At 53.0% G+C, this 15,138-nt stretch carries 15 protein-coding genes and 1 pseudogene; 9 read left to right on the forward strand and 7 right to left on the reverse strand.

Translation table 11 applies throughout. The features are described 5' to 3' along the window. Positions 1–5: 5 nt before the first annotated feature. Entirely contained in the window at positions 6–902 is an 897-nt protein-coding gene (locus OM794_RS19045) for an amino acid ABC transporter substrate-binding protein (RefSeq protein ID WP_226246873.1), read from the reverse strand. 4 nt (positions 903–906) lie between these two features. After that, positions 907–2,351: pseudogene (locus OM794_RS23280) on the reverse strand (diguanylate cyclase domain-containing protein). Between the two features lie 275 nt (positions 2,352–2,626). Here OM794_RS23280 and codB point away from each other — a divergent pair. From codB to OM794_RS19065, 3 genes are all read left to right on the forward strand, one after another. Then, the gene (codB, locus tag OM794_RS19055) at positions 2,627–3,892 is read left to right on the forward strand and encodes a cytosine permease (RefSeq protein ID WP_226246871.1); all 1,266 of its coding nucleotides are present in this window, start codon (positions 2,627–2,629) and stop codon (positions 3,890–3,892) included. Positions 3,893–3,908: 16 nt separating this feature from the next. Then, positions 3,909–5,162 (forward strand): cytosine deaminase, encoded by a 1,254-nt coding sequence (codA, locus tag OM794_RS19060; RefSeq protein WP_226246870.1) that lies wholly within the window; start codon positions 3,909–3,911, stop codon positions 5,160–5,162. Positions 5,163–5,252: 90 nt separating this feature from the next. Further along, positions 5,253–5,822, forward strand: coding sequence for a YbaK/EbsC family protein (locus OM794_RS19065; protein WP_226246869.1), 570 nt, complete (start codon positions 5,253–5,255; stop codon positions 5,820–5,822). Between the two features lie 63 nt (positions 5,823–5,885). On the opposite strand, the gene OM794_RS19070 is transcribed toward OM794_RS19065, so the two are convergent. Then, the gene (locus OM794_RS19070; RefSeq protein ID WP_226246868.1) at positions 5,886–6,341 is read right to left on the reverse strand and encodes a rhodanese-like domain-containing protein; all 456 of its coding nucleotides are present in this window, start codon (positions 6,339–6,341) and stop codon (positions 5,886–5,888) included. Positions 6,342–6,351: 10 nt separating this feature from the next. After that, positions 6,352–6,801: a GNAT family N-acetyltransferase gene (locus tag OM794_RS19075; protein WP_226246867.1), complete on the reverse strand. Its 450-nt coding sequence runs from the start codon at positions 6,799–6,801 to the stop codon at positions 6,352–6,354. A 92-nt stretch (positions 6,802–6,893) separates the two neighbouring features. Between OM794_RS19075 and OM794_RS19080 the strand changes: the two genes are divergently transcribed. The 4 genes from OM794_RS19080 (at position 6,894) to OM794_RS19095 (ending at position 10,628) form a co-directional block, all read left to right on the forward strand. Further along, complete coding sequence (locus OM794_RS19080; RefSeq protein ID WP_226246866.1) at positions 6,894–8,390, forward strand: PLP-dependent aminotransferase family protein; 1,497 nt, start codon at positions 6,894–6,896, stop codon at positions 8,388–8,390. 9 nt (positions 8,391–8,399) lie between these two features. Next, on the forward strand, positions 8,400–9,005 hold the full coding sequence (locus OM794_RS19085) for a DNA-3-methyladenine glycosylase I (RefSeq protein ID WP_226246865.1): 606 nt from the start codon (positions 8,400–8,402) through the stop codon (positions 9,003–9,005). 171 nt (positions 9,006–9,176) lie between these two features. Further along, positions 9,177–9,902, forward strand: a complete 726-nt coding sequence (pcsA, locus tag OM794_RS19090) for a phosphatidylcholine synthase (protein ID WP_226246864.1) — start codon at positions 9,177–9,179, stop codon at positions 9,900–9,902. A 33-nt stretch (positions 9,903–9,935) separates the two neighbouring features. Then, a complete protein-coding gene (locus tag OM794_RS19095) occupies positions 9,936–10,628 on the forward strand; it encodes a uracil-DNA glycosylase family protein (RefSeq protein WP_226246863.1) in 693 nt (230 codons plus the stop codon). Between the two features lie 40 nt (positions 10,629–10,668). On the opposite strand, the gene OM794_RS19100 is transcribed toward OM794_RS19095, so the two are convergent. From OM794_RS19100 to OM794_RS19110, 3 genes are all read right to left on the reverse strand, one after another. Continuing rightward, positions 10,669–11,643 (reverse strand): zinc-dependent alcohol dehydrogenase family protein, encoded by a 975-nt coding sequence (locus OM794_RS19100; protein ID WP_226246862.1) that lies wholly within the window; start codon positions 11,641–11,643, stop codon positions 10,669–10,671. A 103-nt stretch (positions 11,644–11,746) separates the two neighbouring features. Next, entirely contained in the window at positions 11,747–12,364 is a 618-nt protein-coding gene (locus tag OM794_RS19105) for a class I SAM-dependent methyltransferase (RefSeq protein ID WP_226246861.1), read from the reverse strand. Positions 12,365–12,406: 42 nt separating this feature from the next. Beyond that, the gene (locus OM794_RS19110) at positions 12,407–13,849 is read right to left on the reverse strand and encodes a PLP-dependent aminotransferase family protein (protein WP_226246860.1); all 1,443 of its coding nucleotides are present in this window, start codon (positions 13,847–13,849) and stop codon (positions 12,407–12,409) included. Between the two features lie 167 nt (positions 13,850–14,016). Between OM794_RS19110 and OM794_RS19115 the strand changes: the two genes are divergently transcribed. Both OM794_RS19115 and OM794_RS19120 read left to right on the forward strand, forming a co-directional pair. Continuing rightward, positions 14,017–14,229 carry a DUF1127 domain-containing protein gene (locus tag OM794_RS19115; protein ID WP_226246859.1) on the forward strand — a complete coding sequence of 71 codons (213 nt, stop codon included), beginning with the start codon at positions 14,017–14,019 and terminating at the stop codon, positions 14,227–14,229. Then, positions 14,216–15,088 (forward strand): PhzF family phenazine biosynthesis protein, encoded by an 873-nt coding sequence (locus OM794_RS19120; protein ID WP_226246858.1) that lies wholly within the window; start codon positions 14,216–14,218, stop codon positions 15,086–15,088. Before OM794_RS19115 ends, OM794_RS19120 begins: the two co-directional genes overlap by 14 nt. Positions 15,089–15,138: the final 50 nt, after the last annotated feature.

The following is a 15,138-nucleotide window of genomic DNA, read 5'->3' on the forward strand; positions in this document are numbered from 1 at the left end:
CTCCTCTACTCTATGTACTGCTCAGGATTGGCGAAAATAGCAGCAAGCGCCGGCGCTAGTGGCAAGTTCAATACTCGGTTATCGGGAGGGAGCGGCTGCAAAAACCATTTTTCATAAAGCGTGTGGATAGTATCACTCTGATAAATGTTGCGTAGCTCCTTATTGACCAGCTCAACAAAAACAGGGTCATCAGGCGGCATCACTAAGCCATAGGGCTCTGCACTGCTCAGTGTTGCTTGAGAAATATGAAAAGCGGCAGGGTCGGCAGCAGACGAAACCAAACCCGCTAACAAAATCTCATCCATCACAAACGCGGAAGCCTGCCCTGAGGCGACCATCGCAAAGGCTTCCTCATGGTCACGGCTGAGCATTACCGATATATTGAGCCCCTCGGTGCGATTCAGCTCGTTGAGCTGGGCAATATTGATAGTGCCCGTGGTTGATACCACGCTGCGGCCCGCCAAATCCTGCAAACTGTCCATATGCTGGTTAGCGAGGGATACATAACGCGTTGTGGTCAGAAAATGAGGGTACGAAAAAGCGGCTTGGCGTCGACGCTCAGGGGTATTGGTAGTTACCCCGCACTCGATATCCACGTCGCCATTACGCACTAATATAAACCGATTGGCCGGCGTTACCGGCACATAAGTTATCTTGAGATCACTTAACCCTAATGTTGCCTCCAAACCTTCAATGACATTTCGGCATAGCTCGATCGCATAGCCTGTTGGTTGGTCGTTGACCAGGTAGGAGAAGGGAATTTCGCTGGTACGATGGCCGACAGCAATCTCGCCAGTGGACGCAATACGCGACAAAGTCGGTGAAGAGGCTACCCGCTCATCACTAGCGGCGGCACAATGCCACATCGCACTACTTAGTAATACCACTACTAGCCACTTCATAGGCTTACCTTTGTTCGGTGATCCCGGAATCCATTGTCATCCCTGATTCATAGAGCATATAGCGGTCACGCCCTTTCGCCTTGGCCGCATAGAGCGCAAGATCTGCGTGGCGTAGCAGATCATGGCTACTACGGCCATTGGCGGGCGCGGTTGCAATGCCAACACTCACGCCAATGTTAATTTCCTGGTTATTAAACTGATACGGTTCTCGTAGGGTAGAAACAATCGCTTCCGCCAGTGCTGTCGCCTCACTGGTAGCGCTATGCATGACGCGTTGAATGATGGCAAACTCATCGCCACCAAGCGCGCCACCAAATCATTGTCGGTCAGCAGCCCTTGCACCCGCTGACTAACTTCAACGAGCAGAGCATCACCCGCCGCGTGACCCAGGCTATCGTTAACTGCTTTAAAATGGTCAAGATCAAACAGCATGATATTAAATACATCGCCTTGATGAAGTGCATTCACCGCTGTTTTCAACGCATTATTGAGTTGTACACGATTGGGCAACTTGGTCAGTTCATCATGATGAGCAAGATGCTGGAAGCGCAGAGCTTCGTCTTTAACTTCAAGTAAGTGTTCACGCTCAATGACTTTTTTACGAAGTGCATCTATGGCCTTTGCCATCCGGCCAATTTCATCGTTTCGGTCGGTATAAGGCGTGCTTTCAGCAGTCTGGTTTTTGGCGATGTCGGTGAGCGACCTAATTAATACCGGTACAGGTGTAAATAACTGACGCATTAAAATAGTGACTAACAAGGCTGTAGCAATCAGCACCGCCAGCAGCGCCACAAATGCTTTGCTGATCAGATCATCACGCATCTGATACAGTCCTTCTTTCTGGCCTATAGTGGCTACCAGCACCCCTAAAAGTTGACCATCAGGAGTAATAATGGGCAGCGAACTAATGAAGTACTCTGCATTGCCAATGTTGGCAAATCCAACATAAAAATCAGCGGCATCCGATGTTGTATGCCACGTATCGATCTCCAGATTGGATGGTGAGTCTAATGATGTATTAAGTGCATCGGCCACGACGGAGAAGCCCTCTGATGCCTTCGCGAACAGCCATACATTGTTACGCGTTTGAGCACTTGCCAGCGCCAATACATCAATTGGGCTAAACCCAGTTTCCAGAACCGACTCTTCATCGCCAATCGGGCGCTGGGAAATGATATGTGTGACTTGGCCGGTGTCATCTGTTTTAACTGCCACGGACGTATAAATACGCCTAATAGTCGCACTCACTATCTGAGCGTTCACCTGCGCTTCGCGCAACCACTGCTCCCGGGCTCCACGTTCAACCATAAAAAACCCCGACAGTGCCCCCGTTAGATACGCAAACAGCACGCCCAGCAACATAAACATCACCACCTTACCCACCAGGGTATGATGCCAAGGAAGTTTAGCCGCAGGCAGTGAAACACTCCTATACTGGGGTTCTGGCATCTACTCCGGTTCCTTCATGGCTATAGCTGCAGCGGGCGTACCTGGGCGCAAGCGCAGTAAGCACCATTTCTTTAACAAACAAACTTTTATGACCACTATATTAATCGACAAACGTACACAAACAATTAGGTTTTATTAACTAAAGTATCATTAAAATGGGCTGGTATGTCTTAAAAAAATAACAAACGCAACCATCCTTGTTGCCCTACCCTTTTGGCATGTCTCTTGCTTTATAAATAGCTGACAGACTCGCTGATTTACATTAGGAGAGATTAATGCATAATTCTGACTATCCCCTCAGTGAAGTCCCTACCAGTGCCCGAAAGGGCCTGCTTTCTACCTCGGCAGTACTGCTTGGGTTTACGTTTTTCACCGCCACCATGTGGGCAGGCGGCACCTTAGGCCAAGCCTTTCCAATTGGCCAACTGCTCTGGATCATAGTGATTGGTAATTTGCTGCTGGGGATGTATGCGGCAGCCCTCGCCTATATTGCTTGTCAAAGCGGGCTCAATTCGGTGCTGATGGGGCGCTTCTGCTTCGGCGAAAAAGGCAGCAAGCTCTCCGACTTTATTCTCGGTTTTACCCAGATTGGCTGGTACGCCTGGGGCACCGCAACGATTGCGCTAGTGTTAGTACGCACCACTGGGATGCCTGAATGGCTGGAAATCCCCTTAATGGTGCTGTTTGGGTTTGGTTTCTGCGTGACCGCCATGATTGGTTATAAAGGTATGGACTGGCTTTCGCGCTTTGCCGTCCCCGCCATGATGCTGTTTATATTGATTAGCCTATTCACCGGCCTAGTGGATGTGCGCGGCTTTGCGGGGCTGAGCCAGCAAACGCCCACGGAAAGTATGAGCGTCGCAGCGGCGGTTACTGTCATCATTGGCACCTTTATCAGCGGCGGCACCCAAGCCACTAACTGGAGCCGCTTCGCCAAAACACCGAAAATTGCCGTCATCTCCACCATGGCGGCTTTTTTTGTAGGTAACGGCTTAATGGTACTGACCGGCGCGCTGGGCACCATGATTTACCAGCAGGCGGATATCGTGGATGTGCTGATCGCTCAAGGGTTTGTCTCTATCGCCGTGCTAATGCTGTTTCTGAATATCTGGACTACCCAGGACAACACCATCTATAACTTCGCTGTGGCGGGCTGCAATTTACTGCGCACCGAAAAGCGCCGACTGGTCACCGTAGGCGGCGCAGCAATTGGCACGGTGCTGGCGGTAGGCGGCATGTATAACTTACTGATCCCCTTTCTGGTACTACTGGGCACCTTTATCCCACCCATGGGGGGCGTGATCATGGCCGACTTCTGGCTCAAGCATAAAGGCCGCTACCCCGCATTGGCATCTGCACAACTGCCCGATTTCAACCGACGTGGTTTAGCTGCCTATGCGCTGGGCGCCGGGGCCGCCTATTTTTCACCGTTATTACCGCCGCTGGTGGGTGTGGCAGTGGCTGCAGGAAGCTACGCCGTGCTGCTGCGCCTAAAGCACGCTACGCTGGGTGATAGCCTTCCATCCACTGCCAAACAATAAGCGAGCCGTTTTTTATATGAGCATGCAAATTATCAACGCCCGCCTACGCCAGCGCCCTGAGCTTTACCGACTTGAGATTGAGAACGGCACATTCACGTCAATTACCGTGCAAGACGCACCGCAAACAGCGAGCGAAGAGCAGATCGATGCGGGCGCTAAGCTCGTTTGTGCGCCTTTTATTGAGCCACACATTCATCTGGACGCCGCCCTCACCGCCGGTGAACCAAGCTGGAACCAGAGCGGCACGCTGTTTGAAGGTATTGAGCGCTGGGGCGAGCGTAAACCCATGCTTACCGAAGCAGATATTCGTGAGCGAGTAGTGAAAACGCTTAATTTATTGATCGGCAATGGCGTGCAGTTTGTGCGCACCCACGCCGATACCAGCGACCCCAGCCTGATTGGCCTTAAAACCCTGTGCGCCTTGCGCGATGAATTAAAAGATAAAATCGACATTCAGGTGGTCGCCTTCCCGCAAGACGGCCTGCTCTCTTACCCCGGCGGCGAAAAACTGATGGAAGAAGCGTTGGAGTTTGGCGCCGATGTGGTGGGCGGCATCCCCCACTTCGAGTACACCCGGGAGCTGGGTGTCGCTTCCATGAAGCGGGTAATCGAGCTGGCAATCAAGTACGACCGCTTGGTGGACGTGCACTGCGACGAGATTGACGATCCCAACTCGCGCTTTCTCGAAGTACTGGCCTGCGAAGCGCTGTTTAACGACCTGGGCAGTCGCGTTACCGCCAGCCATACCACGGCGATGCACTCCTACGACAACGCCTACTGCTCCAAGCTGTTTCTGCTGCTCAAGCGTTCGGGCATTAACTTTGTCTCCTGCCCCACGGAAAGCATTCATCTTCAGGGGCGCTTTGACACCTATCCAAAACGCCGCGGCGTGACACGGGTAAAAGAGCTCAACGCAGCGGGCATTAACGTCTGCTTTGCCGAGGACTCCATCTTTGATCCCTGGTACTCCTTGGGGAATGGCAAGCTGTTGCGAACGCTGGATTTTGGCCTGCATATCTGCCAAATGATGGGCTATCAGGACTTCAGCCAGGCACTTTCACTGATTACCGATAACAGCGCCCGCACGCTCAATATTGAAGAGCGTTATGGCATTGAGGTCGGCAAACCCGCCAGCTTCAACCTGCTGGAAGGCGAGGATGACTACAGCGTGCTGCGCACCCAAGGCGAAGTGCTGCTTTCCGTACGCCATGGCGAGATCATTATGCAGCGCGAGCCAGCCAAAATTACGACGCCCCCGTGGCTTGGCTAATGTAGCAAAGGCACGTTAGATTAGTTATTTAAACGTCTAATGTTATCGACGAATGTTAATACCAAATGTTAATAGCAGGGGAAATCCATAATGGGCATCGAAACCGTTCGCCAATTCTTTGCCGAGCATGCACCGGATGTAAAGATCAAAGTGCTTGAAACCAGCACCGCTACGGTGCAGCTGGCCGCCGAGGCTCATGGTGTCGCCCCTGGTCAAATCGCCAAAACACTGGCATTCAAAGTCGGTGAAAAGCCGCTACTCATTGTCGCCAGCGGCGATGCGCGTATCGACAATCGCAAGATTCGCGATACTTTCGGCGGCAAGGCCAAAATGCTCGACGCCGAGACGGTGATGGAACTCACCAGCCACCCGGTCGGCGGCGTTTGCCCCTTTGGCCTCGCCACCGACCTGCCGGTTTACTGCGATGAATCGCTCCACGCCTATGACGAAGTGCTACCCGCCGCAGGCTCGCCCACTAGCGCCGTGCGCCTAAGCCCAAAGCGCCTGGCCGAGCTGGTCAATGCCAAGTGGGTTGATGTGTGCAAGTTGCCGGAGAGTGATTACTTGCTCAGTTCTCAAGCCAACGCCAAACATTTAGAGACATCAATTGAGCAGTACCATTCTGGACAGGCACAGCCACGTTCACTATTTGAAAAATAACGTCAGCGTGCTTTTCTTAAGCTAAGTAAATGCCACATAATTAATTTTTATGGGCTTTATCACCTAACACCCACACGCCACAGTCTCCGTGCTCTCCAAGCTTCCCATCTGCTCACCTGTTTGGATGGGATGCTGGTCACGTCGCCAAAAGTCCAACCCACCCAACTGCTCTTTTACTTTCAGTCCTGCGCTCGCCAGCTTCCAAGCGCCTTTGGTTGAGCCATTACAGCCAATACCATCGCAGTAAGCGATATATACAAGGTTGTTATCCAACTCAGATAAACGCTCTGGCGTCATCTCTTTGTGTGGCAGACTAATCGCCCCAGGAATATGTCCGGCATAGTAGTGTTCAAAGCTGCGGGTATCGATCACCACAATACCTGCAATCCCATTGGCCAAGTCCTGCGCCACATCCCAGGCATCCGTGTGATAGCAGAGCTTATCGTACATCGCGGAGGCCATTGTGGCGGGTTTAGCAGGCGGAAACGCCAGCACCGCAGACTGATATTCGTTAGTCATCGTTTGCCCCTTATTTGATATCCAACAAATAACCGTAGAATGCCGTATTACGCTGCCAGCCCAATGATTCATAAAGGTGCTGGGCGCGCTCGTTCTCAACCTGGGTCATTAGTATCAAGCGTGCGACGCCGTGACCATGGGCTAGCTGGGTGGCAGCTTCCATCAATGCCCTTCCGGTGCCTTTATCGCGACACTCCGGCAACACAAAGAGGTCATTTAGCGTCCAGCGGGCATTTAGGCCCACCGTGGAAACACCGGGGTAGAGCTGCACAAACCCCGTGAGCGTCCCATCTTTGCTCTCGCTAACCAGAATGAATGAATCCCCTAGCCCCATGCGCTGCTCTAAAAAATCACGCGCTGCTTGAATATCACTCGGCTGCTTATAAAACTGACGATAGCCATCAAGTAATGCGCTAAGAGGTTCTAAGTCATTGAGTACCGCCGAACGAATGTTAACCATAACGACTGCTCCGTGTGAGAGGTGATTTAACAAATCTTGCCGTCATAGTGGTCTATAATGAAGAGCCACTTATCGCTAAATTAAGGGAACCAGTGAAAAGACGTGACGCTGCCAGTGATTGGATTGTGGAAGCACTAGCGCTAAGGCTAACCACGAATGAAGCCACCACGCTTGTGCAGCAGCTGTACTGCTCGCTTAAGGAGTGGATTCAACACGGTGAGCTGACGGCTGGCGATGCGCTTCCCTCTTCACGCTATCTGGCTAGGGCTTTGGGTATTAGCCGTAATACGGTGCTGGCCACCATGGATCGGCTACTGGCGGAAGGGTTACTGATTGCCCACCAGGGAGCAGGGCTCTATGTGGCGAACCTCCCCGCGCTGTTAACCCGAGCCGAGCTTCCACCACCTTTGCCTGTCCGCTACTCAAGCCGGGGTAACAAGCTACTAACGCTAAGCGGAACGTTGAGCCACGGCCATCGCGCCTTTTCCCCAGGCGTCCCGGCGCTTGACCTGTTTCCCCGCGAGCAGTGGCAGCGCCTTTTAAGGCGTCACTATTATCACGCGGAAATGGCATGGATGGATTATCAAACCAGCGGTGGTTTACCTGCACTCAAAGCGGCCCTTTGTGACTATCTAAGACTCTCCCGCGCGGTGCGCTGCCAACCAGAACAGATTGTGATTACCCAAGGCGCCCAGCAGGCATTTGAACTGATTGCTCAACTGCTTACTGACCCTGGTGATTCGGTTTGGATGGAAGAGCCAGGTTACGGCGGCGCCCAGGCCTGCTTTCTGGCGTCGGGATTAACGGTAACGCCCGTACCCGTCGATAAAGAAGGCTTAAACCCATTACTTGCTCCCGAGAATGCGTCAACACCTCGGCTAATTTACGTGACACCCTCTCACCAGTATCCCAGTGGCGTGACCATGCCAGTACCCAGACGGCTGGCGTTACTTGAGCATGCTTCTCGCGCGGGTAGTTGGATCATTGAAGACGATTACGACAGCGAATTTCGGTACGACACGCCACCGACGCCCTCTCTACAGGGCCTTGCCGAGCAGGCATCGGTTATTTATGTAGGCACCTTTAGTAAAGTGCTCTATCCCGGCTTGCGCTTAGGCTATTTGGTGCTGCCTGATACACTTGCCCACGACGTCAGACGTGCCCATGCCCGATTGCATCGTGAAGGTAACTATCCCGTGCAATCGGCGCTTGCTGAATTTATTACCAGCGGGCACTTTACTCGTCACATCGCCCGTATGCGGGCGGCTTATCGCCAGCGCCAAGCCTGTTTACGCACGGCATTAGCGCCTGCTGTGGCCGCTGGGCTTCGGCTTTCTGACGGCCATGCAGGTATGCATCTATTAGCTGAACTCGATACTATTGAGGAAGAGAGGATGCTCGTTAAGCACGCCAGTGAAGCGGGCATTACGCTTTCTCCACTTTCACGCTATTACCTTTCCGAGAACAAGCGCCCTGGGTTAGTGCTTGGCTATGCGGGCTCGACTGAAAGCGAGCTTTTAGCGGCAGGCGCGTGGCTTAGCGATACATGGTTAAGCTTAAGCCACTCACATCTTGGACTAGACAATTAGGAGCGCCCAATGCCCGATTTTATCGCCCCCGATGGACACCCTCGCTGCCAATGGTGTGGCGGCGCGCCGGAGTTTCTTCCCTACCACGATAACGAGTGGGGCTATCCAGTAGACAATGATCAGCGGCTATTTGAGAAGCTTTGCTTAGAGAGTTTTCAGTCGGGCTTGAGCTGGCGCACCATTCTCAATAAACGCGAGAACTTCCGCACTGCATTTCACCACTTTGATTTTCATCAGGTTGCCCGCTTTAGCGAAGATGACGTGCAACGCTTGCTGCACGACGCGGGTATTATTCGCCACCGGGGTAAAATCGAAGCCGTCATTAATAATGCCCAGCGGGCACAAGCAATGGTGGAACAGGAAGGCTCGCTGGCCGCCTTCTTCTGGCGTTACGAGCCAGACGCTGATTCACTCACCGCGCCGCAAACCCAGACCACCTCGCCTGAATCCATCGCACTCTCCAAAGAGCTGAAAAAGCGCGGCTGGAAATTCGTTGGCCCAACGACCGCTTTTGCCTTTATGCAGGCAATGGGGCTGCTCAATGATCACTCGCCAAGCTGCATCACCCGCGAACGGGTCGAACAGGCAAGGCAGCAGTTTCAGCGACCGGCGTAACAAAAAAGATGGAAGACACTATACTTCTAGCATGGCGGGCAAAGGTAGCGTCATGGACAGAGGGCCTACCTGCGTATTCTCCAGGTATCTTCTTGTAGTAGGGTATGGTTCTTTCATCTCTTATCTATAAACCAAATAGCACGGGGACACCACGTTCCCATTGGGGTTAATGTGGCTCAACCGCTCTCTTCGCAGGCAGAATCTCGCGCATCAATATGCAAGGCATGGAGCGTTCACGTATTTACTGCCAGCGGAGTGCTGCTCGGCACGATGGCGCTACTCGCACTGGTCGATGATAATCCCGTTGCTTGCCTGCTCTGGCTAGGTGCCGCAATGATGATAGATGGTATCGATGGCACGCTAGCACGTAAGTATGAAGTGAAAGCCATACTGCCCCATTTCGATGGTTCAACGCTTGATATGGTCATTGATTACCTGACCTGGGCCTTTATTCCAGCCCTATTCATCTACTACTTTATTGAACTGCCGCCCTATTTAGGGCTGCTATCCGTATTTATCATTCTGCTGTCATCGATGTTCTGTTTCTGCAATGTCGATATGAAAAGCCAGGATAATTACTTTGTTGGCTTTCCCGCCGCCTGGAACATCGCCGCCGCCTATTTCTATATTCTCGATTTCCCCCCCTTCATCACCTTTGCCGCTATTGTCTTTCTGGCCATCCTGACCGTCACTAAGATGAAGTTCCTTCACCCTTTTCGGGTGCGCTTGTTCATGCCGTTCAATATCGCCATCACCCTGGTGTGGTGCGCATGTACAACGTCGTTGGTACTCTCAAGCCCTGAACACGCCACCTGGGCCCTATGGGGATGGGGCATTGCGTCTGTTTACTTTGCCGGTATGTGCCTCTGGCGTACGGCGCAAGAGTGCTTTTATTGAACAACTGCCTAACGTCACCAAGGAGCATGGAAGATGTCACTGACCCCGCGGCAACAGGAGAAGTTCAGAGCGCTGGCGGCAGAGATCGAAGGAATCGATATCGAGGTCTACAAACGCTTTGAGCGCGATCCTCTGGAGCCGATCATCGGTCTTGGCAAGCCGAATCTGCGCATTGGCTTTTTCGGGCGCGACCCAGGGCGCGATGAGGTACGCCATGGCGAGCCCTTCATCGGCGCTGGCGGGCAGTTAGTGAGAAAGGCCCTTTATGAACAACTTTATGGCGAGAAAATGCCTGACTTCGAGGCCTCTCGTGCCGTAGGAGAGCACTTTTTTTGGATCAACACTGTGCCCTACAAGCCCATCGGTAATAAGGCGTGGTCCATGAAGGTCAAGCGCCACTTTCACGGCCTGATGAACGAGGTTCTGATCTCGCGCTGGGAGGGGCGGACGCTGATCACGCTGGGACGCGAGGCCTTTCTATGGTTTGGCATTGGTCGCTCAAAGGAGGAGCGTGCGCGCCTGGAGAGCTTCTGGAAGAGTGAGAATCGCTTTGAGAGCAGTATCGAAGTGACGCTGGAGGATGATCGGGGCAAGGCACAGGCCTTTACCCTCTATCCGCTTCCTCACCCTTCTCCGCTCAATCAGAACTGGTATGCTCGGTTCCCAGGTCTATTGAAGCAGCACCTAGAGCAGTTGGATGTACGTCCAGACAACCTCACGCTGTAAAGACATAACCGCCCTCTTTAAGGCGAACGCTGGTTGGATGCTAATCATGCAAGGGTAGAGTGAAGTCCAGAAGCACCTTTTGGCCGCTTGGGCAAAGCGCCGCCTTGACAGCTTGACGCCATTCCTGGCTAGGAAATACTTGATAATTTGGCATATCTGCTTGGCTCAAAAGTCGCCAGATATAGGAGAACTGATGTTGCCAAGCCTCGGCAGACATCCTGGCCAAACTATCGCGTAGGTGAAACCTTCTGTAGTGAGCGCAAGGCTTGGACTCCAATTGAATCGCCTGCCCTGTCAATAACCCGTAGGCGATAAACGTCGTCCCCGGTGCCATTAATTGCAATATATTTGCCGCGACGGGTCCACCTAAAGCGTCAAACACCACGTCAGACTCACGGGCCATACGCGAGATCTGGGGCATATCGTGAATCGATATCGGTTTGATACCGAGCTGTTCCAGGCGGGTAACTCTACTCTCGGAACGGTATATGCCAACAACCTCCCTAGCGCCGTGCTGATATGCCCATGCCCCAAGATAATCAGCGCAATTCGACCCAGCTCCACTTAGAAGAACACGCTTTCCCTTTACTGGCCAAGTCTCAAGCATTGTTAGGGCAGCTAAAGGGTTAATGTAGGCACGTGCCGCGACCACGTCAGGAATGGCGTCCGGAACGGGCACTACGAGAGCTGGATCACAATCCAAAATAGTCTGCCAAGTGCCATCGCCTCGTAATGGGAGAACTCGCTTTCCGACCAAGTAGGAGTACTCTCGCGGGGCATCAATAACACGACCAACACCTTCGTAACCGGCGACAGCGGGCAGCTTTATACGGTGAGAATAAGCACCGGTGATGGGGATCAAATCAGAGGGATTAACCGGGGCACACAACATCCGAACCCTGAGCTTGCCTTCGCTGAGGCCTGGAACATCCGATGCTTCCATTTTCAATGTGTCCAGCGGCGCTCCGAACGAGCGATAAATGAGAGCATGGCGCCGCAGGGGTACTTTGAACACAGAGACAAAATCCGTTTAACTAATGTAAATATTGCAAAAACAGTTGAGGATATGTTGAGCAGGAACTGAAACAGTCTTTACGGTCTGTTAAATAAAGGCGTCGTTACATCATTTTCTTACAAAGACAGTATATAAACTTTTGTTCACTGCCATCTGGCGTTTGGTGTGACTCTCTTTCGTGACCGATAAGCTCGAACGGCTCACCAAACTCTGCGTGCAACGCGCCAGCGCTGTAGCGCATCACGGGGAGCCCACTGCATTGAGTTGGGCCATCTTCGGCAAAGGTAGCCACCATCACAAGCCCGCCCGGTTTAACAGCCCCCATCACTTGTTGTACATAACGATGACGCTCTTCTTCACTCGTCAGGAAATGGAAAACGGCGCGATCATGCCAAACATCATAGCCATGCTCAGTAAACTCAGCCTCCAGCACATTTTCTTCACGCCATAGGACGTGTGATGCACGCTTGCCAAGCCGTTTTTTGGCTGTGGCCAGCGCGGATGACGATAAATCCAGCACGGTTATCTTTTCATAATCAAGCGCTAACAGGTCATCCACCAGCGTTGAAGAACCGCCACCCACGTCAATTATTGATGCTGACGCAGGAACGGTAGCATCGCGAATAAGCTTTACGGAAAGTGCCGCATGTTCCTGAAACCAGCTGACCTCTGTGTGTGTTTTCTTGGTGTAGACCTTCTCCCAGTGTTCTTTGGATTGCATGATGGCTCTCCCATGGTATTAAACAGCTAAAACGTTGCTCCATCACTCTACTTCCACCGCATGCGCCTGCGCTTCTTCCACCATTTCAGTGGCAATTACTCCCACGGTGCGGACGGCATCTTCGATGGCAGGGGTGAGCGTAAACGCATAATTTAGACGCAGACATTGGCGAAATTTACCCGAGGCGGAAAACAGCGACCCCGGCGCTACGTGGATAGCATGCTGCGCCAAGCGCTGGTTAAGGCGCACGCAGTCTACGGCGGCAGGTAGCTCTACCCATAGCAAAAAACTGCCCTCGGGGTAGCTAATGCCCGCGCCCTTAGGGAAGTAGCGCTGAACCCAACTGATCATGATATCGCGCTGGCGCTGATATTGGCGGGCGGCGTAACGGATGTGGCGCTCGTAGTGCCCTTTGGCGACGAACTCCGCGATGGCTAACTGCGGCAGCGTCGCTGAAGCACCGGTGGAGACATACTTCATATGCAACGCCTGATCACGGTAGCGCCCTGGCGCCAGCCAACCCACTCTTAACCCCGGCCCCACGGTTTTGGAAAAGCCGCTGCACAGCATCACGCGCCCGTCGTCATCGAAGGATTTCACGGTGCGCGGCCTTGGCAGGCTAAATGACAGGTCACCGTAGATATCATCTTCGATAATGGCCACATCAAAGCGTTGGGCAAGCTGAAACAGCGCACGCTTGCGCGCTTCAGGCATGGTGTAGCCCAGCGGGTTGTTGTAAGTGGGCGTGACCTGTATCGCGCGGATTGGCCACTGCTCTAACGCTAGCTCCAGGGCTTCCAGACTGATGCCGGTTTGTGGGTCAGTGGGTATCTCCAGCGCTTTTAAGCCGTTGGCCTTGAGTATCTGCATGGTGCCGTAAAAGCTGGGTGAGTCCACGGCCACCACATCGCCGGGCTGGGTAAGGGTGCGCAGCGCGATGGCCAGCGCCTCCTGACAGCCGGTGGTCACCATGATGTCATCCGGGTGCAGCAGGCAGCCGGAGGCGATGGCCAGCCGTGCCACCTGTTGGCGAAGCTCAGGACTACCGTTCAACTTGTCGTAGTTAAACCCGTGCAGGTCACTGCTGCGATGCAGCCCGGCGAGGATCTTCGATAGTGGCCGCAGCGTCTCATACTCAAAATTCGGTATGCCTCGCCCCAGCAGTAACCGCACATCATCTCGCTGAGTGGCAACGAGCTCCAGCACTTGATCCCATTGGGAAATATCCAGCGGGCGCTGGGCAGGCCGAGAGACGGAGGGCAGTACCGATGGCACTCTACTTGGCAGCACGAAGTAGCCCGATTTAGGCCGCGACTCAATCAACGCTACATCTATCAGTTGCCGATAGGCTTCCTGAGCCGTTGAAATACTAACGTCCAGCTCCTGGCAAACCGCGCGAATAGACGGCAGGCGATCACCTACACGGTAAATACCGTGCTCGATACGTTCCCGCAAAATGGTAGCGACTTCTTCATAGCGCGTCATGACACCCTCCTACCTATAGCCCGATAACAATACAGATACCCTTTCCAGCGACCATACAGAGGTATAACACGCCCTTCTGTATCCTTAAAACAATAAATCCTATATCTGTATTCAAACAGCCGCACTGAGTAATCTGGTTAGGCACTTAGCATTCAAGGAGAGCCGCCATGCCACGCTTCAACCTTACTCTGCTTCGCTACCAGATAAGCTTTCAACTGCGCCAGTACAGTCACTACCGCCGTAGCCGCCGTCAACTGCTATCACTGGATGATAGGCTTCTTGAAGATATCGGCATTAACCGTACGCAGGCGCTCAAAGAGGGTCATAAAGCGTTTTGGAAGCATACACCACTAGATGAGAGGCCTTATGAAAACCGCTAAGTATTACCTCCTCGACGTCTTTACCGACCAGCCGTTTAACGGCAATCCATTGGCAGTGTTTTTAGAGGCAGGTGAGCTGGAGACCAACACCATGCAAGCGCTGGCCAATGAGTTGAACTTGGCTGAAACGGTGTTTTTGAGCGCCCCTACTGGCCCGAATCACTACCCGATGAGGATTTTCACGCCGACGCGTGAGCTGCCTTTTGCAGGCCATCCCACGATAGGTACCGCGCATTTGCTTGCGGAGCTGAGCCTAGTAAACCGCAAACAAAGCGTTGTGCTACACCCTCCTGTCGGCGAACTGGCGGTTAGTTATAACCACGGAAGAGCGACGTTTACCACCGCCCAGCCCGCAATGTTGAAAGACAGCACGATTGATCGCATCACTGCCGCTGAGCTACTTGGACTAGACATTCACCAGGTAATGGGTGATCCGGTCATTGCTTCCTTCGGACTGCCCTTTCATTTAATTGAACTCACTGACGTGGCAGCGTTAGAGAGCGTGCACATCTCAACCACCACCTGGGCGAGTGCTGTTGTGCCTAGCAGTGCAGAGCAGATTTACCTGTATGTGATTGAACAACACGACGGGGCAGAGACGGTGGTTCGCAGTCGCATGTTCTGTATGCACGCCAGTATCTGCGAAGACCCCGCTACCGGTAGCGCCGCCGCAGCGTTGACGGGCTACCTGGCGTCACTGCAGCCAGACGCCTTACAGTGCAAGATTCATCAGGGTGTTGAGATGGGTCGTTCCAGCGTTATCCATACCACCGCCAATGGCGAGATCAAGCCCGGTTATGTAAAGGTTGGCGGTAACGCTGTCGTGGTGGGTAAGGGCACGCTTTACTTAAAGCAATAACTAACAAGACAAAAAAAGAGTGTCCACGGTATCGCGGACACTCGGCCTTT

Source organism: Halomonas sp. BDJS001, from assembly GCF_026104355.1.
In the GTDB taxonomy this organism is placed as follows: Bacteria; Pseudomonadota; Gammaproteobacteria; order Pseudomonadales; family Halomonadaceae; genus Vreelandella.

Coding starts and splice junctions, on each gene's coding strand:
- OM794_RS19075 (WP_226246867.1), bottom strand. CDS start 6,801: ATGGTTAACATTCGTTCGGCGGTACTCAATGACTTAGAACCTCTTAGC.
- OM794_RS19045 (WP_226246873.1), bottom strand. CDS start 902: ATGAAGTGGCTAGTAGTGGTATTACTAAGTAGTGCGATGTGGCATTGT.
- codA (WP_226246870.1), top strand. CDS start 3,909: ATGAGCATGCAAATTATCAACGCCCGCCTACGCCAGCGCCCTGAGCTT.
- OM794_RS19120 (WP_226246858.1), top strand. CDS start 14,216: ATGAAAACCGCTAAGTATTACCTCCTCGACGTCTTTACCGACCAGCCG.
- OM794_RS19110 (WP_226246860.1), bottom strand. CDS start 13,849: ATGACGCGCTATGAAGAAGTCGCTACCATTTTGCGGGAACGTATCGAG.
- OM794_RS19065 (WP_226246869.1), top strand. CDS start 5,253: ATGGGCATCGAAACCGTTCGCCAATTCTTTGCCGAGCATGCACCGGAT.
- OM794_RS19095 (WP_226246863.1), top strand. CDS start 9,936: ATGTCACTGACCCCGCGGCAACAGGAGAAGTTCAGAGCGCTGGCGGCA.
- codB (WP_226246871.1), top strand. CDS start 2,627: ATGCATAATTCTGACTATCCCCTCAGTGAAGTCCCTACCAGTGCCCGA.
- OM794_RS19115 (WP_226246859.1), top strand. CDS start 14,017: ATGCCACGCTTCAACCTTACTCTGCTTCGCTACCAGATAAGCTTTCAA.
- OM794_RS19105 (WP_226246861.1), bottom strand. CDS start 12,364: ATGCAATCCAAAGAACACTGGGAGAAGGTCTACACCAAGAAAACACAC.
- OM794_RS19085 (WP_226246865.1), top strand. CDS start 8,400: ATGCCCGATTTTATCGCCCCCGATGGACACCCTCGCTGCCAATGGTGT.
- OM794_RS19070 (WP_226246868.1), bottom strand. CDS start 6,341: ATGACTAACGAATATCAGTCTGCGGTGCTGGCGTTTCCGCCTGCTAAA.